This window comes from Kribbella sp. NBC_00889 (genome assembly GCF_045207705.1).
In the GTDB taxonomy this organism is placed as follows: domain Bacteria; phylum Actinomycetota; class Actinomycetes; order Propionibacteriales; family Kribbellaceae; genus Kribbella.
Window position 1 is genome coordinate 5,977,835 of sequence record NZ_CP108783.1, and the last position, 26,665, is coordinate 6,004,499.

Below are 26,665 nucleotides of genomic sequence, written 5' to 3' on the forward strand. Positions count from 1 at the left end.
AGAGGGCGTGTCCCGCGTCCTGAGAACCCGAAGAGACACCTTGAAAGGCCCCTCGACCCATGCGTTCGACGCTCACTCGCGGTACCGCCGCCGCCCTTCTCCCCACCCTCGGCATGCTGGTCCTGGCCGGCTGCGGCGGCGGTGACTCCGACAGCGGCGCGAGTCCGAGCACCCCGCCGAGCACCCCGGCCAGTACGCCGAGCGACCTGCCGACCATGACCGCGACGCCGGGCAAGCCGAACTCCTCCACCCCGTCGAACACCGCGGACCCGTCCGGCGAGCAGGCCGACGTGACCATCAACGTCACCGTTGCCAACGGCAAGGTGAACCCGAGCGGCGCGAGCGTCAAGGCGAAGGCCGGCCAGACCGTGCTGGTGACCGCGGTCAGCGACGCCGACGAGGAGCTGCACATCCACGGCTACGACAAGGAACTGGAGCTGACGCCCGGCAAGCCCGCCTCGGTCAAGTTCACCGCGAACATGAAGGGCACCTTCGAGATCGAGACGCACAAGAGCGGCAAGCTGGTCGCCAAACTCGTCGTCTCGTGATCACGCTTCTTCTCCCGCTGCACGGGATCGGTGGCAGGCAGGACCTGCCGATCCCGTTCGGCCTCGCGGTCGGCGGGGCCGCGGTGGCGGTCGCCGTCTCGTTCGTCGTCCTCGCACTGGCCTGGCGGAGCCCGAAGTACCGCGGCAACGCCTCCGGCAAGCCGTTGCCCGCCGCAATCACCCGGACCGTCGACGCCAGCTGGTTCCGCTGGGTGGTCCGAGTGGTCGGGCTGGCGACCTTCCTCTACGCGATGACGTCGCTGGTGTTCGGCGTGGACCGGCTGACCAACCCGATCTTCGGGTTCATCTACATCCTGGTCTGGGTCGGGCTGGTGCCGATCTCGCTCGTGTTCGGCCCGGTCTGGCGGACGCTGAACCCGCTGCGAACCCTGCACCTCCTGCTCTGCAAGGCGTTGCGGCAGCCGCCCTCGAAGGGCCTGCTGGAGCTCTCGCCGCGGCTCGGGCTCTGGCCGGCCGCACTGGGCATCTTCGCGTTCACCTGGCTCGAGCTGGTCGCACCGGACCGCGCCACCATCCCGGTCCTGCAGGCGTGGATGGCGCTGTACGTCGTGATCACGATGTTCGGCGCGATCCTGTTCGGCGACCGGTGGTTCTCGACCGCCGACCCGTTCGAGGTCTACGCGACCCTGATGTCCCGGCTGTCGCCGTGGGGCCGTCGTACCGACGGAGCGCTGGTGGTCCGCCGGCCGCTGGAGAACCTGGACGGCCTCAAGCCGCTACCTGGCCTCGTCGGCATGGTCTCCGCTCTGCTCGGCTCCACGGCGTACGACGGGTTCTCGAACTCGACGGCGTGGATCGGCTGGGCGCAGAACCAGGATGTGTCGATGACCGTGCTCGGCACCTGTGCGCTGATCGTGTTCATCCTGTTCGTGCTGGTGACGTACTCCGGCGCCACCCTGCTGGCCGGACGCCTGTCGGACAGCTCCCGGACGTCACTGCCGCGTCTGTTCGCGCACTCCGTCATACCGATCGCCCTCGGGTACGTCGTCGCGCACTACCTGACGCTGTTCATCCTCGAGGGGCAGCGGACGCTCATCTACCTGAGTGATCCGCTCAGCAACGGCGCCAACATCTTCGGCACGGGACTGCTGGCCGTGAACACCGGCATCACCAACCACAGCACGGCGATTGCCGTGCTCCAGGTGCTTGCGGTGGTGGGCGGCCACCTGGCAGGTGTCATCTCGGCCCACGACCGCGCCGTCGCTCTGTTCCCCCGGCAGAAGGCCCTGGCCGGTCAGATCCCGTTGCTGGTTGTGATGGTCGGCTACACCGCGGGTGGCTTGCTGCTCTTGTTCTCGTCCTGACGCGTCAGGGAGCGGCTGGTGACGGCGAGCAGGACGAAGGCGAGCAGGCCGAGGATCAGGTGCGAGTTGCCCGGGATCGACTGCCAGAAGGTCCAGTTGAGTTCGCGGTCGTCACGGTAGGGGACCCACCAGATCGAACGCAGCACGAACAGGCCGTACCAGAGCACGCCGGCGACCACCGCGGGGTTGAGACCCCAGACCCGGTTCACGGCTCGGATGAGGCTCACGCCGAGCGGGATGATCCACACCCAGTGGTGACTCCACGAGACCGGTGACGCGTACAGCACGGCGAGCGCCATCACGGAGATCGCGGTGACCCGCTCGTCGGCCAGCCAGTAGCGCCGGGACAACCAGAGCACCAGTAGGCCGAACACGGCCGAGAGCAGGAACCACGTCGGCTGCACCCAGTTCGCGTCGTTGCCGAGCCGGTGCAGGAAGCCGTTGAACGACTGGTTACCGGTGTAGGCCAGTCCGCCGACCCGGTTCGCATCGAGGATGACATCGGTCCAGTACCGCCAGGACTGGTGCGGCACGATCGCGAACCCGACCGCCATCGTGGCCAGCAGGCCGAACACCGCGTTGCGGAGCGCCCGCCACTGCTTGGTGACGATCAACAGCGCGAGGAACGGCAGTGGCGTCAGCTTCACGCCGATCGCCACACCGAGCCAGAAGCCGCGCAGCCGGGCGTCGGCCGGCCGGACCAGGTCCAGCAGGATCATTGCCGTTAGCAACAGATTGATCTGGCCGAACTGCAACGTCTGCCAGACCGGCTCGAGCAGCAGCGACAGCACCGTGAGCGCGGCCAGCACGGCGGTGCGTTTGCGCTGGGTGACGAACGACCAGAACGTCTTGGTCAGGCTGGTCCGCCACAGCAAGGTGATGCACAGCACCGAGATGGTGGTCCAGACGACCAGCGCGACGCCCCACGGTACGGCGGCCAGCGGGACCATCGCGATCGCGGCGAACGGCGGGTAGGTGAACGGCAGCCCGGATCCGGCTAGCTGCGCGTCGTACAGGGCGTCGCCGTGCAGGAGCACCGAACCGCCCATCCGGTACACCCGGAGGTCGATCATGCCGTCGAACAGACCGGCGATCCACGCGCCGAGCGCGACCAGGACCGCGCAGACCGCGATCACGATCAGGATTCGGCGCGCAGCGAGCGGGCGGGGTGAGGAGGTGGTGGTCGTCACGGTCACGTCAGGTCGGCTCCGAACAGGGATTCCAGGGCGCGGCGGGTCTCGTCGTACGAGGTGTGCAGGAGGCCGGCCATGCCGAGCGCGCGGGCGCCTTCGACGTTCAGCTCCAGGTCGTCCACGAACACGCACTCCTCCGGCTTCAGGTCGAGTCGGCGGGCGGCCAGCAGGAAGATCTCCGGGTCCGGTTTGCGCATCCCCACCTCACCGGAGATGACGATGTCGTCGAACATCCCGTCCCAGGTGTCCCGCGGGTAGGTGTTGCCCCAGGAGTTCGACAGCAACGCTGTGCGGATCCCGAGCGACCGGGCCCGGCGGACCAGCGCAGACATCGCCGGCTGATGCTCGAAGTGCGCGAACATCCGCTCGATCAGCCCCTCCGCGGGCACCGGCGTACCGTCGCGGCGGAGCAGGATCGAGGCCAGCTTGCGCTCGAAGTCCGGTACGGCGATCTGTCCGCGTTCGAGCGCGTGAACGGGGTTCAGCTCAGCCTCCGCCGTGGCGTCGGCCGGGTTCTCGGCCGGCAGCCAGGCCAGCACCGCCTGGAGGTAGGAATCGAAGTCGAACCCGTCGAGCTCGGCCCACCGGCGCAGCGCCTCCTCCAGCCCGGAGGTCAGCACCCCACCCCAATCCACCAGTAGCCCGCGCAGCTCGACCTTCCCGTCCGACATGCGCGCAAGCCTACTCAGCACATGAGCGGCCTCACGCTGCCGGTCCTGCCGGTCACTCGCCGTACACGCGTCGTCAGGTCAGTGGGTGTACTCGACCGTGACGTCGCCGGAGGAGGTCTTGGCGTCGATGGTGTGGGTGGCAGCCGGGTCGGCCGTGACGGTGGCGGACTCGTCGCCTGACGAGGTCTCGGTGTCCACCTTGTACGCCACGGTGTCGTTGGGGACCCGGATCGTCACGTCACCCGAGCTCGCCTCCGAGTCCACCGACTGCGGTGCCTTGGCGAACTCGAGCTCGGCGCTGCCCGAGCTGCTCTTCGTCGTCACCGACGTCGCGGTCAGGCCGCTCGCCTCCAGGTCGCCGGAGCTGGACTCGAGCGAGAGCGGGCCGCCGATGTCCTGCACCTCGATGTCGCCGGAGCTGGTCTTCAGGGTCGCCCCGTCCAGTAGTCCGGAGACTTTGAGGTCGCCGCTCGAGCTCTCCAGCGTCACCTTGAGGTCCTTCGGCACAGTGAGGATGTAGTGCGTCTCGCAGCCGAACGACAGGAACCCGCAGCCGGTGTCCTTCAGCTCCAGCTTGCCGTCGTCGTACTGCTCCTTCGGGTCGGAGCCGAACAGATTCCGCTCGAACTGCCGCTCGACCCGCACGTCGGAGACGTCACCGACGCGAACCTCGATGTTCGTCGACTTGGCCTCGACCAGCAGCGAGTCACCCTGCACGGGGTAGCCGGCCTGGCTCGTCTTGGTGTCCTCGGTGAGCCCGGTCAGGGCCCAGTAGACCCCGCCCAGGATCAGCGCGACGGAGATGGCGATCCCGTACCGCCGCTCGGGACTCATCGTGCTCTTCGGCCGGCCTTGGACCTGGGACATGCTTCCCCCTCAGGGTGTGACACCTACCTGCTCACCCTGACACATCCCCGCACCGGTGTCGGTGGGGTTCTCCCCCGGATCGCCACCTACCCGACCCTGAGTCTCGGGTCTTGGTGAGCCCGGCTCGGGAACCCCTCGGCGACCACGACAGCGAGCTGCTGGAGTGCCTTACGGAGCTTGCTGGACCGGGCCGCCTCGGCCAGGGTGCGGCCCGCGGCCATCGCCGCATCGACGGCGTTCTGGTCGTTCGGGAGCAGGGCGGTGACCGGGACCCCGGCGTACCGATCGAGGGCCTCGGTGACGGCGTCGGCAGGCGAACTGCCGAGCGAACCGGAGCGGAGGCGGTTGACCACGACCCTGATGTCCGCCGACGGCACCACCGCCCGCAGCTCGTGGATCGCGCGGATCAGCCGGGTCAGCCCGACCGGGTCGGCCGCACCGACGACGATCACCTCGTCGGCCTCCTCCAGCGTTGCGAGCGTCGCGCCGTTGCGCCGCGGCGCCAGCGAGTCGAACGAGATCTCCTCGTCGCTCTCGATGCAGAACCCGACGTCGACCACGGTGCACGGCGCGAGCATCCGCGCGGTCGACCAGATCGACTCGACCGCCGCCGGCCGTAGCTCCGTCCACCGGTCCGCCCGGCTGAGCCCGGTCAGCACCAGCAACCGTGGCTCCACCTGCCGCGCGTGCTTCGCCAGCATCGGCATGTCGAGGGCGCCGCTGGTCGCCGACCGTGCTGCAGCCGCCAGTCCGGACGTCTCGTCGAGCATTCCGAGCTGCTGTGCGACGGTCCCGCCGTACACATCGGCGTCGGCCAGCAGCGTTGGTACGCCCTTGGCTGCGAGCTCGCTGGCCAGTCCGACTGCGACAGTCGTTCGCCCAGGAGCACCCGTCGGGCCCCAGACCGCGATCATCCGGCCGCTGCCGTTGCTGTACTCGGGCGGTGGGTTGCCGGCCGTCTCCGGAGTCACCGGCACGAACCCGCCCGAGAAGTGCGAGACCGTGATGGGCGGTCCGGCGTCCACCGCTTCGGTGACCGCGCGGCCGAGGTCCTCCGGGCTGACGTCGGCAGGCAGGATCCGCTCGATGCCCATCCGGCTGAGCCGGTCCTCGGTGCCGAACGGTTCGCCGTTCTCAGACGGATCAACAAGCGCGACGACGGCGATCCGACGAGCATGCAGCGCCGCCACCGCATCGGACGTGAGCCGTGGCAGGTCGTCCGCGAGCAGCACCGCTCGCGCCTGCCCGCTCGCGGCTGCCGCCATCACATCCGCGATGTCCACGCAGCGCCGTACGACCCGGATGCCTGGTGCACGCTCTGCCCGGCGTACGACGTCTGCCTCCCACGGTGCTCCGGTCACCGCGAGCAGCACTGGGACCGACATCAGCTGCCCCGCCTGACCAGCACCGGCTCACCCGAGCTCATCGCGGTCAGAGCCGCCGGGAGTCGTCGCAGATCGTCCTGATCGAGGCCGACCAGGACCTGCCGGCGGGCCGAGCCACCAGCGACGCCCTTCACCGCATCGACCTGCAGCACGCGGACGTCGCTCCACATCAGCTTGGCCGCCTGGTCCTGAGCCTTCGGGACAACCCAGATGTCGACCTGGTCACCGCCCGCCGCATCCGACGGCAGCCGCCCGGTCGCCACCGACAACGGCAGCTCGGTGCGGTTGCTCTCAGCCTCTGGTACGGCGGCTTCGCGTGGAACGAACTCCCCTGCGTCGACGGGCCGCGCGACGACCAGACCCTTGAGGTCAGCATCGGCGGCGACGTACTTGTTCGCGTCGTCGCTGCTGGTGAAGCGCACCCGCACTGTGGTGAGGTCGTCGCCGGTCAGCTTGGTGCCGGCTGGGAGGTCATGCTTGGCGGCCCAGATCGTGGTGGTGTCGTCGGCGGACGAGAGCAGCTTCGCGCCGGCCAGACCGGTGACGGCGACGAGCAGAACGCCCAGGAGCAGTCGGCCGTCCTTCCACCGGGCCCGTCGGTTGCGCTGGGCGGGCGCGGACGGCGCTCCGAACCCACTCCGCACTGCTGTGTCGACCACGTCGGGCTCCCCAGTCACTCGATCCGTCTGCGCGGACATTCTGCCGTGTCCAGCGGCGCACCGTGCACGGTCATCCACAGGCAGTCACAGGCTGGGGACAAACCCGGTCATCCGGGCGCCAACCATGGCAAACTGACGGAACCAGCCACGATGTGAAGGAGTAGGACGGATGCCGGATCCGCGTTTCCTCCAGCTCGCCGACGTCGCCGAGGTGCTCAACATCTCCGCGAACCAGGTCTACGCGCTGGTGCGTCGCGGCGACATCCCGGCGGTCAAGATCGGCGGCCGCGGCCAGTGGCGGGTCGAGGCGACCGAGCTGGAGAAGTACATCGAGCGGCTCTACACCGAGACCCGCGAGTTCATCGACGCCCACCCGTTCGGCGAGGAAGCCGAGCAGGCCGAGGACTTGCACTGACTCAGCGGCGACGCAGCGCGCACAGGGCCGCGGTCGGGACCAGCCTGACGTTGTAGACCTCGCTGCGCCGTCGCGGCGCGTCGAGCGGATGCTCGGCGATCTCCACGAAGTCCGCGCCCACCCGATCGATCGTCCCCGTGACCGGGACTCCCCCGCAGAACAACGTGACCGGTGACCGGTCCCGCGCGATCCCGCGCAGCAGGTGGGCCAGGCCCAGCTTCCCCGCCACCGCCCCGACCGCCGGCTCCGCCCACGGACCGAGCCGATGCACCGCGACCAGCGCGCCGACCGGGATCAGCCACTCCTCGGCCCGCTCCGCCTCGATCAGCAGGCAGTCCTTCCCCACTCGCGTGAGCAGCCCTTGCACGGGCTCGGCGTCGGCCAACTCGACTCGTACGACGGTGTCCACGGCGCCGCGGAGGCGGTCGAGCACGGTGATCTTGCCGACCTCGGTCCGGATCCGGTCCGCGACCTCGCCGTACAGGTCTCCCTCCTGCAGCGCCTCGAACTGCGACTCCAGGTCCTGGAACAACGCGTCCCATCGCATGCCCCGAACCTACCGCAGCACTTGCCAACTGCCCTGATCCGGGATCTATAGTGATCTAACCAAGGCAAACTCAAGCAAACTCATAGATCACGAGGGAAGCGATGATACGGGGAGTGAAGGGCGTGTTCACGCTGATGACGCTGGCCGGCGTCGGCCTGGGTCTGCGCTGGGCGACCACAGGCTCGATCGGCGCGGCGAGCAGCCACGATCTCGACTCGATGGCGGTCCTCGCGGTCGGCACGGTCGCTTGGGTCGCGTACGGCTGGCTCGTCCTCGCGATGCTCGCGACGATCCTCGAGCAGCTCCCTGGCGTCGCCGGGGCCACCGCGTCCGCGATCGCCGGCCGGATCACCTCGACGACCGCCCGCACTCTCCTGCGGTCCGCCCTGGGCGTGGCCGCGGTCAGTCCGCTCACGCTCACCACGGCCCACGCCGACCCCGTCGAGGGCACGGCGCGCCCCTGGACTCAGGTGGAGCCGCGCTCCACCATCCAGCCCGAGGCCGAGTCGCCGGCGCGCGTCGGCGTACCGGATCGCCCTACCGCTGGAGCGCCCACGCGCTACACGACGGTCCGCTCAGGTCGGCCGGTGCGAGTCGTCCGGCCTGGGGAATCGCTGTGGCGCGTCACCGCGGACGAGCTTGGACCCCACGCGACGGACGCGGAGATCGCAGAGCGCTGGCCGGACTGGTACGGCGCGAACCGCCGGCTGATCGGCTCCGACCCCGACCTCATCCACCCCGGCCAGGTCCTTCACACGCCGCCCACCTCCCAGGAGAACTGACATGAACAACCTGTCAACGGTCAGCCGGCCGGACTCCATCGCCGAACCGCGGTCGAACGTGCGACTGCTGCGGTCGGTACCGAACCCTGAGCACCAGCGGCCCACGGTCCGGCCCGGGATGCCGGATGCGGTGGCGTGGGCGTCCCGGTTGGTGCAGGCGGTGTCGGAGGTGATCGCCGGCGATCGGCCGATCTCACAGCTGGTGCGGTTCGCGGACGAGGAGGTCTTCGCGGAGTTGAACCGACGAGTGCGGCTGCTGGGGTTGACGACGACGGCCACTGGGCGCGGTGCGCACGAGCGCAGTGTGATCCGCTCGATCCGGGTGTGTACGCCGGCCCATCGGGTGGCGGAGGTCGCGGCACACGTGCGGCGCGGCGACCGGTCGCGCGCCATCGCGCTACGGATGGAAGTCCGCCGCAACCGATGGGTCTGTACGGCGCTCGAGCTCGGCTGACTGAGCGGTCAGGCGAACTCTCGTGGAAGTACGAACGTCTCACCGAGCGCAATCGGATCGTGGTGTTGCCGTCACGTGTTTGCCGCAGGCGCGGCGTACGTTAACCGGATCGGTCGAACGATCGGTCTTCGTCGTTCGGGGGAACGAATGTCTGACACGACTCTCAGCAGGACGCTGAATTCTCAGGCCCACTCGGCAGACCCGGAGTCCACCGGGGTGGCTCCGGGTGTGCCGTGGCGGATCGGGTTGGCGGAGCTCAGCGATGCCGAGCGGGCGCGGGTGCTGCCCCCGATGCGGCGGCAACGATGGGCCGAGCGGATCCCGGTGCTGTACCCGGTGGCGGTGCGCTACCACCGGGTGCTGCGGCGGATCGAGTGGCTGCGGTCCAGTACGCCGTACGCGCAGACGCGACAGGTGGACGACCTGCCGGTGCGGGTGAAGCGGCACAAGTCGCTGCTGTTGCGGGAGCTCGGCGAGACCGAGATGTGGATGCAGCACAACAAGGTGACGAACCTCAAGCTCGCCTGTGCTCAGGTGGACGGGCTGCTGATCCGGCCCGGTGAGACGTTCTCGTTCAACAAGCTGGTGGGGAACGCGACGCGCCGCAAGGGATATGTGAAAGGCATGCGGTTGTCGAACGGGCAGGCGCGGCCCGGCATCGGCGGCGGGATCTGCCAGCTCGCGAACCTGCTGCACTGGATGGTGCTGCACTCGCCGCTGACGGTCACGCAGCGGTCGACGCACAGCTTCGACCCGTTCCCGGACAACGGCCGGGTGCTGCCGTGGGGCGTGGGTTGCAGCATCGTCTACAACTACGTGGATCTGCAGTTCCGCAACGACACCGACCGGACGTTCCAGCTGCGCGTCGGCGTCGGCGAGCGCTACCTCGAGGGCGACATCCTCGCTGACGCACCGACCGATTCGTCGTACCGGGTGTTCGCCCGCGGCGAGCGCTTCCTGCGGGTCGGCGCGGACTACTTCCGCCGCAACGAGATCTGGCGCACGGTGATCGATCGCCGCACCGGCACGACCCTCCGCGAGGAGCGTCTTCGCGAGAACGTTGCCCTGGTCAAATATGTCCCGACGGGCGGGCAGGTCCTGGACGTCGTACCACCGGGGTGACACCCGGGCGGGCTAGTGTCCTGGATCCCAGGCGCAACGCGGCGGTCGGCGCCGTCGAGACCGAGGCGGCGACGAACTCGCACGATGGGCCGAACAGCATCTCGACGGGCAGTTCCATTCGGCGTACGTCGGCGGGTGGCAGGTCACGCTCAGCAGCGTCAAGCCCGAGGACACGTCCGTTCCACTCGCCCACCGGCTACGGGTAGTTGCGGACACCAACTGGAACAGGCCCGACTGAAAACTGTCGGTGCGGCGTTGCAGACTGGTGGGGTGAGTGAGCTTGGTGAGCCGTACCGGGAGCGTCCTGCGCTGCTGCCCGGGGCTGCCTTGTGGACCCGGACGGCAGCGGGTGGCGAGTACCGGATTCTGCCCGACGGCTGCATGGACCTGTTGTTCATGAATGACGACTTGATCGTGTCCGGGCCGGACAGCCGCGCTTACACCGGTATCGCGGACGCCGGGACGAGGTACGCGGGGATCCGGTTCTCGCCCGGAGCCGCGCCGGACTTCTTCGGCGTACCCGCAAGGGAACTGCTCAACGAGCGGGTCCCGCTCCGCGAGCTGTGGTCGCCTGCGCGAAGCCGGCGCATGCTGGACCAGGTGCGGTCGGCGCCCGTGCCCGCACTTGCGGTGGACCAAGCTGTGGCCAGTCTGGCCGAGGAGCCGCCGGACCGACTGATCACGCACGTACTGCGGAGCATCCGCGCCGGAATGCTGCGCGGTGGAGCCGGCGTCATCAGCCTCGCGAGCAGCGTCGGGCTGAGCGAGCGCCAGCTGCACAGGCGCTGCCTGATCGCGTTCGGCTACGGGCCGAAGATGCTCGACCGGGTCCTGCGCATGAACGTCGCCCTCGACCACGCCCGCACCGGTGCCGCCCTCGCCGACGTCGCCGCCCTGCATGGGTACGCCGACCAGGCTCACCTCAGCCGTGACGTGAAGGCACTGACCGGCCTCCCACCGGGAACTCTCCTGCTGCGCTGAGCCGGATGGCGTGTCAGCATTGCTGTTCATGACCGCTGACGCCGATGTCAGAACGACGACATTGCGGCACAACCCCTTGAACGCGGTGACGGCGACGGTCGAGCGCCTCACCTATCCCGACGGCAGTACCGTGATCCGCAAGCAACTGCGGAAACCGGTCCAGTCGACCGGCCCCTGGGCCGCATCCACCGATCCGCGGCACTGGAACTACTGGCGCCGCGAACTCGAGGTGTACGCCGACGACGAACTCCGCAAGCAGGTCGCGGATGCCGGCCTGGTGCTACCGGCCGCGCAGATCGCCGAGCACGACGACCACGCCGTACTGATGCTCGAGGACATCGGCGGCACGCCGGGGACCGAGTTCAGCCTGGCCGAGCACGCCGCGCTGGCACGGGCCTGCGGGCGGTGGCAGGCGCGACCCGCCGCCCGGCGACCGTGGACCTCGACCGGCTTTCTGCGCGACTACTCGACGAGTCGCGACGTGCCGTGGCATCTGGCCGACAATGACGCGGCCTGGCAGCAGCCGTTGATCGCGGAGACCTGGCCGCCAGGACTGCGGTCGGCGTGGCTGCACCTGCTCGCCCACCGCGACGACCTGCTCGACCTGGTCGCGAGCCTGCCGCGGGCGCGCTGTCACCTCGACCTGTGGGTGTGCAACGTGATTCAGCGGCCGACCGGCGAGATCGCCTTGCTGGACTGGGCGTTCACCGGCGACGGAGCCCTCGGCGAAGACATCGGCAACCACATCCCGGACGCGGTCTTCGACCTGTTCTGGCCGGCCGAGCGGATGCGCGAACTGGCCGAGACCTGCATCGGCAACTACCTCGACGGCTTGCACGAGGCCGGCTGGCGAGGGGACCCCGACCAGGTCCGCCTCGCCGTGATGGCCTCAGGCGTCAAGTACGCCTGGTTCCTCCCCGGCCTGCTGGGCCGCGCGTCCGCCGCATCCCACAACGCCTACCACCAGCAGACCGACAGCCGGCACCTCTACCACCAGCGCGGTCAGGCCCTCGCCTTCGTCGCCGCCTGGTGTGCCGAGGCTCTTACCCGAGGACGACGGTGAAGCCGCCGGGCTGCACCGAGATGTGAGACGGCGTGCCCTGCGAATGCAGCTTGCCCGTCGACGTGTACGAGTAGGCGATTCGGCCTGTCGCGCTGACCTTACGGGGGTGCGAGTCGACGCTGGTCAGCAACGTGGCGGTCCCCAGCCGGAGAGTGCTGATGCTGGGGATGAGGAGGAGTGCGTCCACCTGGGCCGGTCCGGTGGCCGAGGCGGCGAGCTGGGTCGCATTCGGCGGGAGCGGCGTGGCCAACGTCATCGGCAGCAGAGCGCCCGGGGCTGCGGAGATGCCTTGTGGGCCACCCGCCCCGTGGTCGATGGTGCCGAGCCGCCGGGACCCACTGGTCCACGTGGTGTGACCCGCGTCCGGGGTGTCGACGAGGTTCACGATCGGGAGCACCAGGCGCGGCTGAGGCGACGACGGCAGGATCCACTGCGCCGACGTACCGGCAGCCCAGGAGAGGTAGGAGCCGTTGCTCCATTGGGATTCGCCGGTCCACGCGGATGGCGGGGTGACCACCTCACCACCGGTGGCGGCCTCGCCTTCGACAACCGTCAGTCCGTCGTACGTCGGGGTTGCGCTGCCCAACTGCTGTGCGAGCTGCGCGACGGCCGGTGATGCGTCCAGGGCGAGCATCGAGAGCTGGCCGTGGACGGTGGACTCGGCTCCCGAGTTGCGGTTGACCACGCCGTCGCCGGCCAGACCGTCGTACGTGCGGCCGGTGGTCGCGTCGTACATCGGGGTGCCGGCGCGGTTGGCGCCGAAGTACCAGGCCGCGACGAAGGAGGCAATCTGCCTGAGGCCGGGGAGGCCGACCGCCAGCAGGCCTTGCAGCCGGGCGTCGACGCCGTACGCGATCTGCGTACGGTCGATCGGCGCGGGGAGCCAGCCGTTGTCGGGACCGCCGGCCGTGACGAGCAGCGGTGTGAAGCCGGCGGTGTCGCCGATGGCCGGGTCGAGCAGACGGCGGGACCCGAGCGCTGACGAGGCAGCGGCGAGCGCGGACGGCATCTGGGCACCCCACGCGTGCCAGTCCGAGATCGACTCGCCCCACGGCATCAGTGCGCGGAACGGCCACTGCTTTGTCGACCCGGCGCTCATCGCAGCAACACCTTCGGCGAACTGCGTCAGCGCACGACGTGCCCGCGCCGACCCGCCGGCCCGGACGTACGCCGACAACCCGAGAACCGCCTCGGACGTCGCGTCGGCGCCGTTCACGATCAGCCAAGCGGGGAGATGACGGCCGTCGACGATGTTCCACTGGCCGTAGCGCACCAGCACCTGCCGCTCCAGCGCGGCGACCGCCAACTCGAGCCGGTCCTTCAGGAAGTCGGCGAAGCCACGGTCCAGTCGCCGGAAGACGGCGTACCCCTCCCCCAGCGCCCACACGGTCCGGGCCAGCCAGTACGACGGGCCGGAGTCGGAGGGGTCGGGGAGCTCGACCGGGTCGGCGCTGGGGTTCAGCGTCCCGTCCGGCTGCATCCACAAAACGACGTTCCCGTTCGTGGACTGGAGAAAGGTGAGGCCTCGGAGGAGGTCGCGGGCAGCGTTCCGGGAGGCGGCGTCACCGAACCGCTGGTAGTGCCGTAGGTAGACGACTGTGGCCCGGGCGATGTCGTCGGTGTTGTACGCACCCTGCCCGTACGTGTTGGTGGCGGCGTCGTACGTGCCGCCACCGATGCGCTTGTACGAGCCGTCGGACTGACGGTCCGCATAGGTCCACAGCACGCCGATCGGGCCGGAGCCGAAGGTGCTGTGGCCGGCTGCAGCAGGCGGTCTCACCGACGTACGGAGGAAGTCGAGATGGGCGAGGTTGCTCAGCTTGTTGCTGGAAGCAACAGCCGGCAGTGTGACGGTGGAAGCGGCGGTCAGAGCGAGCGCTCCGCCGAGGACGGTTCGGCGGGTCGGGGTCATGGCAGGCGATCCAGCCGGGCGACCCCGATGGCCGCGTCGGCCATCCCGTAGAAGACGTACCGCACTCCGTCCACCTCCTCGATGGCGGTCGGGAACACCACGTTCCCGACCGTTCCGACCTTCTCCTCCTCGGTCTCCGGCACGAGGATCGGTTCCTCGGTCCGGGCAATCACCTTGGTCACGTCGTTCGGGTCGAGCAGCAGCGCACCGGCCGCGTAGCAGACCTTCTGCGTCGTCGGGTCGAAGCCCTCCGGCTGCTCACCGGTGACGCCGTGGTGGATCACCAGCCAGCCCTCGGGCACCCGCAGCGGCGCCGGACCGGCCCCGATCTTCAGCTCCTCGAACGGGTACTCCGACATCGCCAGCAGCCGGTGCTGACGCAGGTGGACGAGGTTCCGTACGTCCGCCTGGACCGCCGACACCGGCACGAAGGACACCCAGATCCCCGGCCGGTCGTCGGTCACCCCGGCGGGCAGGTGCACGCCCTCGCCCTCACGGAACCAGCCCAGGTCCCACATCGGCCGATGCAACATCGCGTACGACGGTTCGCCGTCCGGGCCGGCCACGGGTTCGGGGAAGAACACCGTGTCCTTGTTCGGGAACAGATTCAGGTCGGTGTCGAGATCGGGCTGGTACTCGAAGTGCAGCGGACCGAGCCGCCGCCACTCACGGAGATCCGACGACACCGCCAGAGCCGGCTTCGGGCCGAGTGGACCGTAGGCGACGTACGTCATCACGTGCAGGCCGAGCGACGGGACGAAGGTCACCCGCGGGTCCTCGACGCCGGCGTTGTTCAGCCCGCGCTCCCAGCCCTCGTCCGGCGCGAGGACGACACCTTCGCGCTCGACACCGACAGGTACTCCGTCCTTGACCTCGACCCTGGCCAGGCCGACGCGGGATACGTTGCCCGTAGCAACCAGTCGCGGCAGCAGGTACAGCTGCCCGTCCGGTGTGTGGCCGGTGGCGGGATTCAGGACGCCCTCGGCCTCCAGCTCGTTGCCCGGGTCGGCCGTCATCAGTACGCCGACCCGAGTGAGCGTGTAAGGAACAGTCACCACAAAACCTTTCAGGATTAGCCTTTGACCCCGGACGAGATGTTCGTCGAGATGAAACGGCGCTGGAAGATCAGGAACAGGGCCACCGCGGGCGCTGCCAGCACACACGCCCCCGCGAGTACGGCGCCGAACGGGTTCGCCGCCCGCGCCGACACAGTGGTCAGGTAGTTCGACAGTGAGACCGCCAGCGGTTGCAGGTCCTGCTGCTTGGTGATCAGGAACGGCCAAAGGAACTCGTTCCACGGGCCGATGAACGTCAGCAGGACGCCGGTCAGCAGGGCGGGCTTCACCAGCGGTACGGCGATCCGCCACAGGATGCTGAGCTCGGACGCACCGTCGATCCGGGCCGCGTCGAAGAGCTCGGCCGGCAACTGCAGGAAGTACTGCCGGAACACGAACACCGCGGTCGAGTTGATCAGGAACGGCAGGATCATGCCGCCGTAGGAGTCCGCCAGCCCGTAGCTGCGCACGATCAGCACGTACAGCGGGATCGTCAGCAACTGGAACGGCACGACCTGGATCAGCAGCATCAGGTTGAACACCAGCCCGCGGCCGCGGAACTGCAACCGGGCCAGGGCGTAGCCCGCCAGCACACCGAAGACCAGCGTCCCCAGGATCACCCCGCCGGTGAAGATGCCGGAGTTGACCAGCGACCTCCCGAGGTTGATCGCCTTGTTGATCTCGCTGTAGTTGTGCAGGGTCACGTTCCCGGTCGGGATCGACCCGGAGACGGACGGATCCGGCTCGGCCTGCAGGCTGCCGATCAGCATGTAGTAGAAGGGGAACAGGAACACGAAGGCTCCCAGCAGCAAGGCGACGAACCGTACCTTCATCACTCCTCCCTCCCCACGAAGCGCCGTTCGAGCAGAGCGATGATGAGGACGCCGATCACCAGCAGTACGCCGATCGCGGAGCCGACATCCGGATTACCCTGTTCGATCCCGCGTTGATACATGATCAGCACCGGCGACGCGGACGCGCCGTCGGGCCCACCACCGCCGGTCAGCAGATACGGCTCGGTGAACAGGTTCGCCCCGGTCACCGTGGCGACGAGGACGACGAGTGTGGTCGCCGGCCGTACGCCGGGCACGGTGACGTTCAGGAACGACTTCCAGCGCCCGGCGCCGTCCATCGACGCCGCCTCGTAGAGATCCTTCGAGACGTTCTGCAAGGCGGCGAGGTAGAGCAGGATGAAGAACCCGAGCTGCTTCCAGGTCACGTAGACCGCGATCGTCGGCATCGCCAGCTTCGAGTTCACCAGCCAGGACGGGTCCGGCGCGAGCGGGCCGAGGATGGAGTTGACCAACCCGTTCGAGTTGAACAGGAACAGCCACACCCCGACCACGGCGACGCTCGCGGTCACGTACGGCACGTAGTAGCTGACCCGGAAGAACGTCCGCCACCGGATCGCCGAGTTCAGCGCGGTCGACAGCCCCAGCGACAACACGACGGTCAGCGGCACGTTGATCACGAGGAAGATCAGCACGTTCACGAACGACCGCTGGACGGCGGGGTCCGTCAGCACGGTGACGTAGTTGGCGAACCCGACGAACGGCCGGTCCACGATCGCGCCCGGCGCCGTGAAGAAGTAGTCGTGGAACGACATGTACACCGCGAACCCGAGCGGGTAGGCGAACACCGCGGCCAGGAACACGACGTACGGCGCGACGAACACCGTCCCGACCGGGTGCTCACCCAGGATCCGGGTGACCGAACCTCGTCTCATCAGACTGGTCGCGGGGATATCCCGCCCATGCAGGCGGAGAACAACCGCGACTCCCTCCCTTCAGCGATCGGGAACTGTCGGTACGACCTGATTTGATATGTTGCGTGTCGCGGTTCCGGCTCTACCCCACTCGCACCCACCAGGCTGCATTGCTCGGCCAGTGTGGGCACGCCCGGTACGTGTGGAACCTGGCGCTCGAGCAGTGGTCGATGTGGACGCGTGACAAGGGATCGACGCCGCGGTACGCCGAGCAGGCACGGCAACTGACCGAGGCGCGAGCGATGTTCGGTTGGCTGAGGGCCGGGTCGCAGACCGTCCAGCAGCAGGCGCTGCGAGATTTCGACCATGCCGTCAGGAACTTCTACGCAGGGACTCACCAGCGACCGACTTGGCGGAAGGCTGCTCTGCACGAGGGATTCCGTATTGTGGGCGGCCAGGCATCGCGCGTGATCAAGCTCAGCCGGAAGTGGGCGGCGGTCAATGTGCCGAAGGTCGGCTGGGTGCGGTTCCGGATGTCCCGCGCCGTGCCGGAGGCGAAGTCGTACCGCATCACTCGAGACCGGGCGGGTCGCTGGCACATCGCCTTCGCTGTCATTCCGCCTCCGATCCCTGCACCGGGTACCGGAGAGGTCGTCGGCGTGGACCGCGGCGTCACCGTGTCGGCGGCGCTGTCGACGGGTGAGCTCCTGACATGTCCCGGGCTGTCCGAAGCGGAACTGGAACGGTTCAAGCGGCTCCAGCGCCGTCTCGCCCGCTGCCGTCGCGGCTCCAACCGCCGTGCACTGGTCAAGGCGGCGATCGCCAGACTGCACGCCCGTGCTCGCGAGCGCCGCACGGATTGGGTCGAGAAAACCAGCACCGATCTCGCGCGACGATTCGATATCATCCGCGTCGAAGACCTCCGCATTGTTCAGATGACAAAGCGAGCCAGACCCAAGCCTGCCCCCGACCGGCCGGGTAGCTATCTGCCGAACCGTCGTCGCGCGAAGGCCGGACTCAACCGGGGAATCCTGGCGAACGGGTGGGGTGCCTTGGTTCGCCGCCTGGAACGCAAGGCGCCTCAACGGGTCGAGAAGATCAATCCCGCGTTCACGTCGCAAACCTGCAGCGTCTGCAGGCATTGCGCACCGGACAACCGTAAGAGCCAAGCGGTGTTCCGGTGCGTTGCCTGCGGACATCGGGCAAACGCTGACGTCAACGCGGCAGTCAACATCGCGGCCGGACGGGCCGTCAGCGCACGCCGAGAGATGCCGGTCCCGGTCTCGCCGAAGCGTGAACCTCAACTGACTACCTTTCCGTAGTAGTTGGAATCCTCGCCAATTGGGCGAGGAGGACGTCAAGACTGTTTGGCGAGTTCGTCGACCTTCTGGGCTGCGCCGTCGAGGGCTTCGTTCGGGTCCTGCTGGCCGAAGATGACCGACTTGGAGTAGGCGTCGCGGAAGGTCTGCCAGATGGTGATCGAGTTCGCCACGTTCGGTACCTCGACCGTGCGGGCTGCCTGGTCGGCGAACACCTTGTAGTCAGGGTTCTTCGCGAAGTAGTCCGGGTACGCGGTCGCGACGTCCTTGCGCAGCGGCATCTGCCCGGTCGCGGTCAGGAACTTGCCGTCCTGCTCCTGGCTGGTGGCGAACTTCAGCACGTCCCACGCCGTACCGCGGTTCTTGCAGGCCGAGTACATCGCGACGTTCTTCGCGTCGCTGAAGGTGTGGATCTCGTTGGCCGGCTTGCCACTCGAGGTCGGCACCGGGACGACACCCCAGTCGACCTTGCCCTTGTACGTCGCGATCGCCCACGGACCGACCACGGCCATCGCGGCGGTGCCATCGACGAACGCGTCACCGGTGTACTTCTCCTGCGAGGCGAGCTTGTCGGCGTACATGGTCCGCCAGAACGCCGCGACCTTCTTGCCCTCGTCGGAGTTGAACTGCGCCTTGCCGTCCTCCACCAACTGCTTGCCGCCGGTCTCGGCCGCGAACAGCGGGTAGAAATCGAACCAGGACTGGTAGAACTCGTTGCTCGGCGCCGGGTAGATGGCGAACTTCGCCGCCTTCGCCGCGACCACCTTGCGGGCGGTGGCGAGGAACTCGTCGTACGTCGCCAGCGGCGGCTTGGTGGTGTCGATGCCGGCCTTCGCGAACGCCTTCTTGTTGTAGAAGATCATCACCGGGTTTGACTTCCACGGCAGCTGGTAGTACTTGCCGTCGGACGACTTGTACTGCTGCGCGATGTCACCGGAGCGGTCCTCGATGTAGGACTTGCCGTCGGAGAAGGTGTCCAGCGGCACCAGCCCGCCCTGCTTCTGGAACTGCGAGACCGAGGCGGGCGAGGTGTTGAAGATCAGGCACGGCGCGTTGCCCGCCGTGATCGCGGCGCCGATGACCTCCTCGGAGCTCTTCCCGGTCGGGATCTCCTGCGCGGTGACCTTCTGATCCGCGTGCGCCGCATTCCAGGCCGCGACCATCTGCTTGCCCCAGGCCACTTCCTCGGCGTTGTTCGAGTACCAGATGCTGATCGGCCCGCGGGCCGAGGCAGCGGCGTCGGCGTCACCAGAGCCACCGCCACTGTCGCCACACGCGGCGAGCGAGCCGGCCAGTACCAGGGCCAGCAATCCAGCTTGCAACTTCATGATGTTCCTCCAGCTAGGCAGGGGAAGGGGACCCCAGTGATGGTGGCGCGCCGGTGGAGCGCCGTACGACGAGCTGCGCCGGTGGCAACTCGGCGTCGGGGACGTCGGTGGCGCCGTCGACGACCAGGTTGAGGGTTTGGGCCGCGGCCTCTCCGAAGGCGAACGGATCGGCGCGGACCGTGGTCAGGCCGGGGTGGACGTACTCGGCCAGTTCGCTGTCGTCGAAGCCGGCGATGCTCAGGTCGTCGGGCACGGTGAGCCCGGCAGCCTGGGCGGCACCCAGGCCGGCGATCGCCATCCGGTCGTTGGCGTAGACGATCGCGGTCGGCGGCTGCGACAGCGTGAGCAGCCGCCGGGTGGCTTCGATCCCACCAGCGGCGGTGAAGTCGCTGGTTTCCACCGCGACCGGCTCCAGGCCGGCGGCGGCGAGCGTTGAGAGCAGTGCGGTGGACCGGGCGGTCGCGTGCACGAACGCCTGCGGACCGGCGACGTGCGCGATCCGGGTGTGGCCGAGGTGGATCAGATGCTCGACGACCGCGACGGTCCCGGGCCGGTCGTCCAGGATGACGGCGGGGAACGGCGACGTCCCGTCGGGCCGGTTCAGCGTCACGGCGGGCAGGCCCAACTCCGTCAGCAGGGCGATCCGCGGATCGTCGTGCCGGAGGTCGGACAGGAACACCCCGTCCACCCGGGCGTCCTGCGCCAGCCGCCGGTAGCCGGCTTCCTCCTCCTCGCCGGCCGTGACGACCTGCAGCACCAGCGCCTGTCCTCGCGAGGACAGGACGCTCTCGACGCCGGCGATGAAGGCCGGGAAGAACGGGTCCGAGGACAGCACGGCCGGATCCCGGGTGATCACCAGTCCGAGGGCGAACGCCTTCGAGACCGACAGCGAGCGGCCGCGGTTGCTCGGGCGCCAGCCGAGGTCGTCGGCCGCGGCGAGGATCTTGTCGACCGTCGCGCGCGCCAGCCCGGGCCGCCCGTTCAGCGCGAACGAAACCGCGCCCTTGGACACGCCGGCCCGCTGCGCGACATCCGCGATCGTCGGCCGCTGCTTGCTCATCGACACCTCGTCTGGCGGGATTTAAACCGGTTTAAGCCCTATCTAAACCGGTTTAAACGGTACTCGTCAAGACCACACCGTGAAGTGGTATGTCTCAGACCGCGAGCGCCGTACCGGCGGCTCCGAGGTCGCGCAGCAGGACCTGGCCCTGCGCCCGTGCGCGGCGGTCCGGAGCCGTTGACAGCACGACCGCCTGCTCGTAGCGATCACCCAAGGCGGCCCAAGCGGTCGCCGCCTCCTCCCAGCGTCCGGCGAGAGTGGCGGCCCAGGGGCCGGGCGCTCCGGCCGGAGCAGCGACGTCGACGCCGGCTCGGCCCAGATAGGCAGACAGCTCGGCCTGCATCGTGCGGTGTTCCGCCTCCTTGACGAGGGTCAGCGCCAGCCGGGCGTCGTCGGTGCAGGCGCCCAGGGAGCCGTCCAACCACCCGAGCTCGATCCGCGCGACCGCCAGGGTGCCCTCGACGTAGCTGTCGTCCGCGATCGGGCGGGCGGCCAGCGCCGCCGCCAGCACATCACCCGCTTCGCCGTCTCCGCGCCGCGCGAGAAGCCGAGCCAGCAGGTTGCCGGCGAGTGCTGCCATCACACCCGGCTCACCCGGACTGTCCAGCAGCGCACGGAGTGCGGCGATGGCGCGGTCCCACTGTCCTCTGCTCGCCTGCACCGCGGCCGCGGTGAGCCGCAGGCGGTACTGGCCGGCGAAGAACTCACCGTCCGCCGCGGCCCGCAGACCTCCGGCGACGTACTTCTCCGCATCGTCGAACCGGCCGCTGCGGTAGGCGCCGCCGGCGGCGTTCACGTAGCACCGCACCACTGTCTCCACGCGGCTGTCCGCCCCGGCCAGCGAGATCGCGCGGCGCAGATCCTCGTCGCCGCGCAGGTCACCCCGGGCCAGCCGGGCGTCACCGAGGTAGCACCCGGCCTGTGCCTCCAGATCGCTCCGGCCCAGGCTCTGCCCGATGGCGAGCGCCCGCTCGGCGTAAGCCTCAGCCCGCTCGCCAGGCTCGGCGACAATCCCGATCGTCGCCAGATTGCTGTGAGCGCGGGCCTGCTCGATCAGCGCGGCCGCGAGCCGCGCGTCGTCACCCGCCGCCTCCAGCAGGTCCGCAGCTTGCTCGGCCGCACGCCGCGAGCGGAGCGGGCCGCTCGCGAACAGGGCCACCCGTGCGAGCACCATCAGCGCGTCTGCCTGGAGGATTGCGTCGCCGGCTGCCTCGGCGGCACCGACACCGCACTCGGCGGACTCCAGTGCGGCCTCGAATCGATTGACGACGTACAGCGAGTAGGCCCGTCGGGTGAACAGGTCGGCTGCCTGGTGATGGCCGAGCAGCTCGCGATGCCGCAGTACGACGTCCAGTACGCCGGCCGCCTGGCGGTGGGCACCCAGTCGGGCGGCTTCGAGCGCGGCGGACGGACCGTGCTCCAGGATGACGTCGACCCGCCCGCAGCGCTCCGCGTGGTGCACCAGCCGAGCGGGCTCCATCACAGGACGCCCGAGGAGTACGTCGACCACGACACGGTTGGCCTGGACCCGCTCGCCCGCAGTGAGCGTGGCCTCGATCACCCGCCTGGCGAGCTCGTGGCGGAACGCGACCGTCGTGTCGGCCCCGATGACCATCCCGGAACGCTCGGCCTCGATCAGTACCGCTGGATCGCTCTCCGCGAGACTTTCGGCCAGCCACCGTTCCGCGCGGGTCGGGATGACCGACAGGCGTTCCACCAGCGTTCGCACCGGAGCCGGGAGTTTGCCCAGGCGCGCCAGTACGGCGTCGCGGACCGTCTGCGGTACCTCGCCACCCCCACCGGCGGCGAGCACCTCGGTGACGAAGAACGGATTCCCCTGGGTGACCCGATGGATCTCCTCGGCCTGACTCGCGGTGGCAGGCCCGAGTTGCCGCACAGCATCGACGGTCAGCGGCGGCAGCGTCACCCGTCGTACCGAGGAACCGGTCAGGCTTCCGAGCAGCTGCCGCAGCGGGTGCCCCGGATCGACCCCGGTCTCCCGGAACGTCAGCAGGAGCACGGCCGGGATGCCCGGGAACCTGCGGGCGAGGAAGCGGATCGCGTCGAGCGTCGCATCGTCGGCCCAGTGGATGTCCTCCACCACGACGACCGAAGGACGCTCGGAGAAGACGCGCAACAGCGCGCCGTCCGGCCGATCGGCTGACAACGCGGCCGCGAGCTCAGCGTCATGCTCGGCCATGTCGCGGAAGGGCCCGAGACTGCGTGGCGCGAGCAGGTCGTCACAGTCACCGATCGCCACGTTGATCGCAGGCCCCAGCCCGTCGAGGAACGCGTGGACCAAGGCCGTCTTGCCTGCGCCCGCTTCCCCCGAGACCAGGATGACGACGCCGCGGCCTTCACTGACAGCCGCGCCGGCCGCGCCTCTGAGCTCCGCCAACTCGGCGTCGCGCTCGACCAGGGTCGAAGCGTGCGGTTCCGCGACCAACTCCGTCTGCTTCGACGGGGTCACGGACGTCAGAAGGCGTTCACGCAGTACGACGGCTTCGGGACCCGGCGAGATGCCGAGCTCGGTAGCCAGGGCGCGTTCCATCCGGTCGTAGCGGCGGAGCCCGTTCGTTCGATCACCAGCCACGACCGCTTCGCGCAGGAGCTCGACGTGGGCCTCCTCGTTCGCCGGGTCCATCGCCAGGAGGTCCTCCCAGCGACCCGCGCACCGCAGCAGCCTCATGACCCGCAGCCGAAGCTGCTCGCGCGGGTCGTCCAGCCACGGCTCGGCCAGGTCGTCCGGCAACAACTCACCAGCCAGGTCCAGAGCAGTGGCGCACAGTTCGGGCGATGCCGGCTCGCCTGCCAGCGCGTCCCTGGCGGCCGCTTCGAACCGTCCGGCATCGACCTCGAGAGACGCGTCGGGAAAGAGCGCGACGACCTCGTCCTTCAGTACGACGGCGTCCCGGTCGTCGAAGACGGCCCGGGCATAGTGAGCGGCCTTGTGCAGCCGCGGAAGGGCAGCATCCAGCGTGAGCTCCGGCCACAGCGCATCCACGACCCGGTCCCGGTGCAGTCTGCCGCCGGGCGCCAGCGCGAGCAGCTTGACCAGCGTGGCTGCCTGGCGGCGGCTCCACCGTCCGTTGGGAATCGGCATGCCGTCGACCACGACGGCGAACCCGCCCAGCAGCCGAACCCTGACCTGCACATCTCGGATCGTAGGCGCCTGGACGACCCCCAGCTACAGCACGGAGTACGGGATTGGCAGCGACTGCAGGTGTTCGACCTCGTCGCCCATCGCGGAGCTGACCTCCCGCAGCAGAAGCCGGACCTCGTCCATACTCCACGCGTACGACGCGACGCTCTCGGTGGCGCCGAAGAACCGGCGCGAGAGCTTGTCCCGCATGGCCTGGTACTGCGTCAGTGCGACGGCCTCCGGGCCCTGGAGGATCGCGTCAGTCAGTAGCTCGGCGTCACGCAGACCGTCCGTCATGCCGTGGGTGGTGATCGGGTCCTTGTAATAGCCCGCGTCCCCGACCAGCGCCCAGCCCGGCCCCACCGACTGGCGCATGAACCCTGCGGCACCAGCCCAACCGTGCAGGCGGCCAGTCGGCTCCGCCGAGAACACGCGCTCGACCAGGCCGGTCTCCGCGAGCAGTGCGGCGAACGCTTCCTCGGCCCCGCCCCGGCGCAGAGCTCGCATCCGCACCGGGGTCGTCGCAACGAAAACGCAGGTCAGCTCCTCGTTGGTGGGCAGGAAACCGGCGCCCACACCGGGTGCGTACGCCCACTCGTACCCCGAAGTCCGCAGCCCGGCGTAGTACCGATAGAGGATCGCGCTGCGGGACTCGCCCCGCCGTACGACGGGAGCGTCGACTGCGGATGCGACAGCGGACCGGATACCATCGGCGCCGATCGTCAACCTGGCCTGGAGAACCGCGGTACGCCCCGTACGATCTTGAACGCGAGCACCAGTGACGCGTCCACTCTCGTCTCGCAGCACCATCGTGACCGCGGTTCGGTGCCGTACGTCGGCTCCAGCATCAGCGGCCGCGTCGACGAGGATCCGGTCGAGCACCTGCCGGCGAGGTGCGTACAAGGCGTCCACACCACCCTTGGCACGGATCGTGACCCGCTGGTCCTCGCGATCGCTGTAGTGGAAGGTTGTCTCGCGGATCGGTGGTGTGCCGGCGGCGGTCAGCGTGTCCAGCAGACCCCACCTCGACAGCTGCAGAACCCCTGCGCGCATGAGGCCATGAGTGGAGACAGTGTCACTGCCGTAGGCAGACCGCTCGACCAGAGCGACGCGAGCACCTGCCCGGGCGAGCAGCATGGCGGTCGAGGCCCCTGCCACCCGTCCGCCGACGACCAGGACGTCGTACGGCGTGCTCATCGCGCCGACTCCACCGTGCAGGCCGTCAGCAGGTGCTGTACGACGGTGTGGGCGTCGTGACGGGCGCCGTCGATGAAGCCCGAGTCACGCCGGTACTGGAACCGCTGCCCGACGACGTACACACCAGGAGCAGCAGTGATGCCGCGGTCCTGCTGGATGTAGCCGTCAGGACCGACGATCGGCAACCGCAGCCACGGGTACTCGGGCCGGTAGCCGGTGGCGACGACTACGGTCCCGATACCGGCCATCGACAGGTCGACGCGCTGCGCCGGTGCCATGAGGCTGGGTGGGCGGATGCCCGGCGGGACCTCGCTGGCGAGGCCGGTGCACGCGATGTACTCGTCGACCGCGTCGAGCAGCCGATGCATCCGCAGATCGGCGGCCGCCGCGCTGCCGGCCAGGTCCGGCCGGAACTGCGCCCGCGATCCGTCCATACCGTCGAAGCGGCCGAGCAACCGAACCCCGGCACCCTGCAGTGTCGACAGGTCGACCTCGCGCGGCCGCTCTCCCGGCCGGTGCCCGATCAACTGCATCGACGGCTCCCGCCGAGCAGCCGCCCGATCGGGTACGTCGTCGATCGTCCGGGCCAGCCGCCCGATGCTCTCCAGCCACCAGAAGATGTCCATGCCGCGGTGGCAGCGAGGCATCCTGGTGTGCCGGCCGACCGACAGGTGTACCTGCCGGCCGGCCCGGTTGAGCTCGTCGGCGATCTGCACACCGGACGACGAGGCACCGACCACCAGCACGCCTCCGGGAGCGAGCAGGTCCGGCGAGCGGTAGTTGTTCGCGGTCAGGACCTGGGCCGCGCCGAGTCCGGCCGGCACTCGTGGCGCACCGTGCGGCCCGGTCGCGATCACGACATGTCTGGCTCGCCAGCTACCGCGATCGGTGACCACCCGATAACCCCCGGAGCTCGCCTGGGTGAGCTCCAGCACTGTTGCTTCGCACACCACCGGGGCACTGAACGATTCGGCGTACTGCACCAGATGGCGAACGAACCGGCCGGCGCTCAGGTATCCGTCCGGGTCGGGGCCGTCGTACTCCCAGCCCGGCAGCCGCAGCATCCAGTTCGGATTGACCAGCCGGAGCGAGTCCCAGCGCTCGGTGCGCCACCGCTCGGCGATCCTGCCCCGCTCGATCACCACATGGTCGCGACCAGCCCCGGTGAGCACCCGGCTCACCGCGAGCCCCGCGTGCCCGGCGCCGATCACGATCGTGTCGATGGTCCGCATCGTGCTCCCCCTCCCTGGCTGCGGCTGAGGTGTCAGCCGGTGACCACGTCGATCACGACGGACGTCGGGTTGGCGAGTACGTCGTACACGGCCGAACGGCGCCGGGACTGCTCGACGATGCCGCGCAGGGTTTCGTCGTCGGCGTCGCCCTCGATGGCGAGCGACACCCGGATCTGCTCGTACCCGTTGCGGACGGACCCGTCCGACAGCCCCAGGATCCCGAGCAGATCGATGTCGCCCTCGACCGTCGAGGTGACCTTGGTCAGCTCGACACCCCGCGCCGCGGCGATGTTGGCGATGCCGGCCGTCAGGCAGGCGGCGATCGCGTGCAGCAGGTACTCCACCGGTGTCGGCCCGTTGTCGGTGCCGACGAGGACCGCCGGGTGGTCGAAGTCGAGCACGGTGTCGGACGTGTGCCGCAGTTCCTGCATGGCACCGAAGAAGCCCGACGCGGTGGAGCGGCTGTGCGTGCCGGTCTGCCAGGTGTTGCTCGCCCTGAACTGGAACTTCGCGATCTCGTTCTGCCCCTTGACCGCGTCGAGGGTGGCGAAGAGCGTCGCGGTGTCCACGCCGTTGCGGCGTGGCTTCTCGGTCGTCGTGGTCATGAATCCTCCCCTGATCGCGCCGGATGTCCGGCGTCGTGGACAACTGCCGACGACGCTAGGAGGAGCACCTTCCCCGGACCTTCCCACCGGCTTCCCGG

25 protein-coding genes are annotated in these 26,665 nt (G+C 69.1%); 9 read left to right on the plus strand and 16 right to left on the minus strand.

Annotated features, from left to right (window positions below; genetic code table 11):
- The first annotated feature begins 59 nt into the window (after positions 1 to 59).
- Positions 60 to 548, plus strand: a complete 489-nt coding sequence (locus OG817_RS29185; protein WP_406047768.1) for a cupredoxin domain-containing protein — start codon at positions 60 to 62, stop codon at positions 546 to 548.
- On the plus strand, positions 545 to 1,873 hold the full coding sequence (locus tag OG817_RS29190; RefSeq protein WP_360445515.1) for a hypothetical protein: 1,329 nt from the start codon (positions 545 to 547) through the stop codon (positions 1,871 to 1,873). Before OG817_RS29185 ends, OG817_RS29190 begins: the two co-directional genes overlap by 4 nt.
- On the opposite strand, the gene OG817_RS29195 is transcribed toward OG817_RS29190, so the two are convergent.
- From OG817_RS29195 to OG817_RS29215, 5 genes are all read right to left on the minus strand, one after another.
- Positions 1,834 to 3,069 (minus strand): glycosyltransferase 87 family protein, encoded by a 1,236-nt coding sequence (locus tag OG817_RS29195; protein ID WP_406047769.1) that lies wholly within the window; start codon positions 3,067 to 3,069, stop codon positions 1,834 to 1,836. The genes OG817_RS29190 and OG817_RS29195 overlap by 40 nt on opposite strands.
- Positions 3,066 to 3,737 carry an HAD family hydrolase gene (locus tag OG817_RS29200; protein WP_406047770.1) on the minus strand — a complete coding sequence of 224 codons (672 nt, stop codon included), beginning with the start codon at positions 3,735 to 3,737 and terminating at the stop codon, positions 3,066 to 3,068. The genes OG817_RS29195 and OG817_RS29200 overlap by 4 nt, the downstream gene beginning before the upstream one ends.
- 78 nt (positions 3,738 to 3,815) lie before the next feature.
- Positions 3,816 to 4,604: a DUF4097 family beta strand repeat-containing protein gene (locus tag OG817_RS29205; RefSeq protein WP_406047771.1), complete on the minus strand. Its 789-nt coding sequence runs from the start codon at positions 4,602 to 4,604 to the stop codon at positions 3,816 to 3,818.
- A gap of 86 nt (positions 4,605 to 4,690) precedes the next feature.
- Positions 4,691 to 5,989, minus strand: a complete 1,299-nt coding sequence (locus OG817_RS29210) for a CpaE family protein (RefSeq protein WP_406047772.1) — start codon at positions 5,987 to 5,989, stop codon at positions 4,691 to 4,693.
- Positions 5,989 to 6,648: an SAF domain-containing protein gene (locus OG817_RS29215; protein WP_406047773.1), complete on the minus strand. Its 660-nt coding sequence runs from the start codon at positions 6,646 to 6,648 to the stop codon at positions 5,989 to 5,991. Before OG817_RS29215 ends, OG817_RS29210 begins: the two co-directional genes overlap by 1 nt.
- Before the next feature lie 169 nt (positions 6,649 to 6,817).
- Between OG817_RS29215 and OG817_RS29220 the strand changes: the two genes are divergently transcribed.
- Entirely contained in the window at positions 6,818 to 7,063 is a 246-nt protein-coding gene (locus tag OG817_RS29220) for a helix-turn-helix domain-containing protein (RefSeq protein ID WP_406047774.1), read from the plus strand.
- Position 7,064: 1 nt separating this feature from the next.
- On the opposite strand, the gene OG817_RS29225 is transcribed toward OG817_RS29220, so the two are convergent.
- Entirely contained in the window at positions 7,065 to 7,610 is a 546-nt protein-coding gene (locus tag OG817_RS29225) for a hypothetical protein (RefSeq protein WP_396395660.1), read from the minus strand.
- A gap of 113 nt (positions 7,611 to 7,723) precedes the next feature.
- Between OG817_RS29225 and OG817_RS29230 the strand changes: the two genes are divergently transcribed.
- The 5 genes from OG817_RS29230 (at position 7,724) to OG817_RS29250 (ending at position 12,012) form a co-directional block, all read left to right on the plus strand.
- Positions 7,724 to 8,392, plus strand: coding sequence for a LysM peptidoglycan-binding domain-containing protein (locus OG817_RS29230; RefSeq protein WP_406047775.1), 669 nt, complete (start codon positions 7,724 to 7,726; stop codon positions 8,390 to 8,392).
- 1 nt (position 8,393) lies between these two features.
- Complete coding sequence (locus OG817_RS29235; protein ID WP_396395662.1) at positions 8,394 to 8,846, plus strand: Rv3235 family protein; 453 nt, start codon at positions 8,394 to 8,396, stop codon at positions 8,844 to 8,846.
- A gap of 147 nt (positions 8,847 to 8,993) precedes the next feature.
- Entirely contained in the window at positions 8,994 to 9,968 is a 975-nt protein-coding gene (locus OG817_RS29240) for a VanW family protein (RefSeq protein WP_406047776.1), read from the plus strand.
- Between the two features lie 270 nt (positions 9,969 to 10,238).
- Positions 10,239 to 10,949 carry a helix-turn-helix domain-containing protein gene (locus OG817_RS29245; protein WP_406047777.1) on the plus strand — a complete coding sequence of 237 codons (711 nt, stop codon included), beginning with the start codon at positions 10,239 to 10,241 and terminating at the stop codon, positions 10,947 to 10,949.
- 28 nt (positions 10,950 to 10,977) lie between these two features.
- On the plus strand, positions 10,978 to 12,012 hold the full coding sequence (locus OG817_RS29250; RefSeq protein WP_406047778.1) for an aminoglycoside phosphotransferase: 1,035 nt from the start codon (positions 10,978 to 10,980) through the stop codon (positions 12,010 to 12,012).
- On the opposite strand, the gene OG817_RS29255 is transcribed toward OG817_RS29250, so the two are convergent.
- Genes OG817_RS29255 through OG817_RS29270 form a run of 4 tightly spaced genes read right to left on the minus strand, consistent with a single transcriptional unit; the run spans position 11,993 to position 16,705 of the window.
- Positions 11,993 to 13,924: a hypothetical protein gene (locus OG817_RS29255; RefSeq protein WP_406047779.1), complete on the minus strand. Its 1,932-nt coding sequence runs from the start codon at positions 13,922 to 13,924 to the stop codon at positions 11,993 to 11,995. The genes OG817_RS29250 and OG817_RS29255 overlap by 20 nt on opposite strands.
- Positions 13,921 to 14,979, minus strand: a complete 1,059-nt coding sequence (locus tag OG817_RS29260; protein WP_406047780.1) for a glycosidase — start codon at positions 14,977 to 14,979, stop codon at positions 13,921 to 13,923. The genes OG817_RS29255 and OG817_RS29260 overlap by 4 nt, the downstream gene beginning before the upstream one ends.
- A 17-nt stretch (positions 14,980 to 14,996) precedes the next feature.
- Positions 14,997 to 15,812 carry a carbohydrate ABC transporter permease gene (locus OG817_RS29265; RefSeq protein WP_406047781.1) on the minus strand — a complete coding sequence of 272 codons (816 nt, stop codon included), beginning with the start codon at positions 15,810 to 15,812 and terminating at the stop codon, positions 14,997 to 14,999.
- The gene (locus tag OG817_RS29270) at positions 15,812 to 16,705 is read right to left on the minus strand and encodes a carbohydrate ABC transporter permease (protein ID WP_406047782.1); all 894 of its coding nucleotides are present in this window, start codon (positions 16,703 to 16,705) and stop codon (positions 15,812 to 15,814) included. Before OG817_RS29270 ends, OG817_RS29265 begins: the two co-directional genes overlap by 1 nt.
- A gap of 104 nt (positions 16,706 to 16,809) precedes the next feature.
- On the opposite strand from OG817_RS29270, the gene OG817_RS29275 reads away from it, so the two are divergent.
- Positions 16,810 to 18,006: an RNA-guided endonuclease InsQ/TnpB family protein gene (locus tag OG817_RS29275; RefSeq protein ID WP_406047783.1), complete on the plus strand. Its 1,197-nt coding sequence runs from the start codon at positions 16,810 to 16,812 to the stop codon at positions 18,004 to 18,006.
- Between the two features lie 35 nt (positions 18,007 to 18,041).
- Here the strand turns inward: OG817_RS29275 and OG817_RS29280 are convergent, their stop codons facing one another.
- The 6 genes from OG817_RS29280 to OG817_RS29305 all read right to left on the minus strand — a co-directional run bounded on the left by OG817_RS29280 (position 18,042) and on the right by OG817_RS29305 (position 26,567).
- Entirely contained in the window at positions 18,042 to 19,331 is a 1,290-nt protein-coding gene (locus tag OG817_RS29280) for an extracellular solute-binding protein (protein ID WP_406047784.1), read from the minus strand.
- Between the two features lie 13 nt (positions 19,332 to 19,344).
- Positions 19,345 to 20,391 carry a LacI family DNA-binding transcriptional regulator gene (locus tag OG817_RS29285; RefSeq protein ID WP_406047785.1) on the minus strand — a complete coding sequence of 349 codons (1,047 nt, stop codon included), beginning with the start codon at positions 20,389 to 20,391 and terminating at the stop codon, positions 19,345 to 19,347.
- Positions 20,392 to 20,485: 94 nt separating this feature from the next.
- Positions 20,486 to 23,545, minus strand: coding sequence for an ATP-binding protein (locus tag OG817_RS29290; RefSeq protein ID WP_406047786.1), 3,060 nt, complete (start codon positions 23,543 to 23,545; stop codon positions 20,486 to 20,488).
- A gap of 33 nt (positions 23,546 to 23,578) precedes the next feature.
- Positions 23,579 to 24,730 (minus strand): NAD(P)/FAD-dependent oxidoreductase, encoded by a 1,152-nt coding sequence (locus OG817_RS29295; RefSeq protein WP_406047787.1) that lies wholly within the window; start codon positions 24,728 to 24,730, stop codon positions 23,579 to 23,581.
- Positions 24,727 to 25,962, minus strand: coding sequence for an NAD(P)-binding domain-containing protein (locus OG817_RS29300; protein WP_406047788.1), 1,236 nt, complete (start codon positions 25,960 to 25,962; stop codon positions 24,727 to 24,729). The genes OG817_RS29295 and OG817_RS29300 overlap by 4 nt, the downstream gene beginning before the upstream one ends.
- A gap of 32 nt (positions 25,963 to 25,994) precedes the next feature.
- Positions 25,995 to 26,567: an OsmC family protein gene (locus OG817_RS29305; protein WP_396392016.1), complete on the minus strand. Its 573-nt coding sequence runs from the start codon at positions 26,565 to 26,567 to the stop codon at positions 25,995 to 25,997.
- Positions 26,568 to 26,665: the final 98 nt, after the last annotated feature.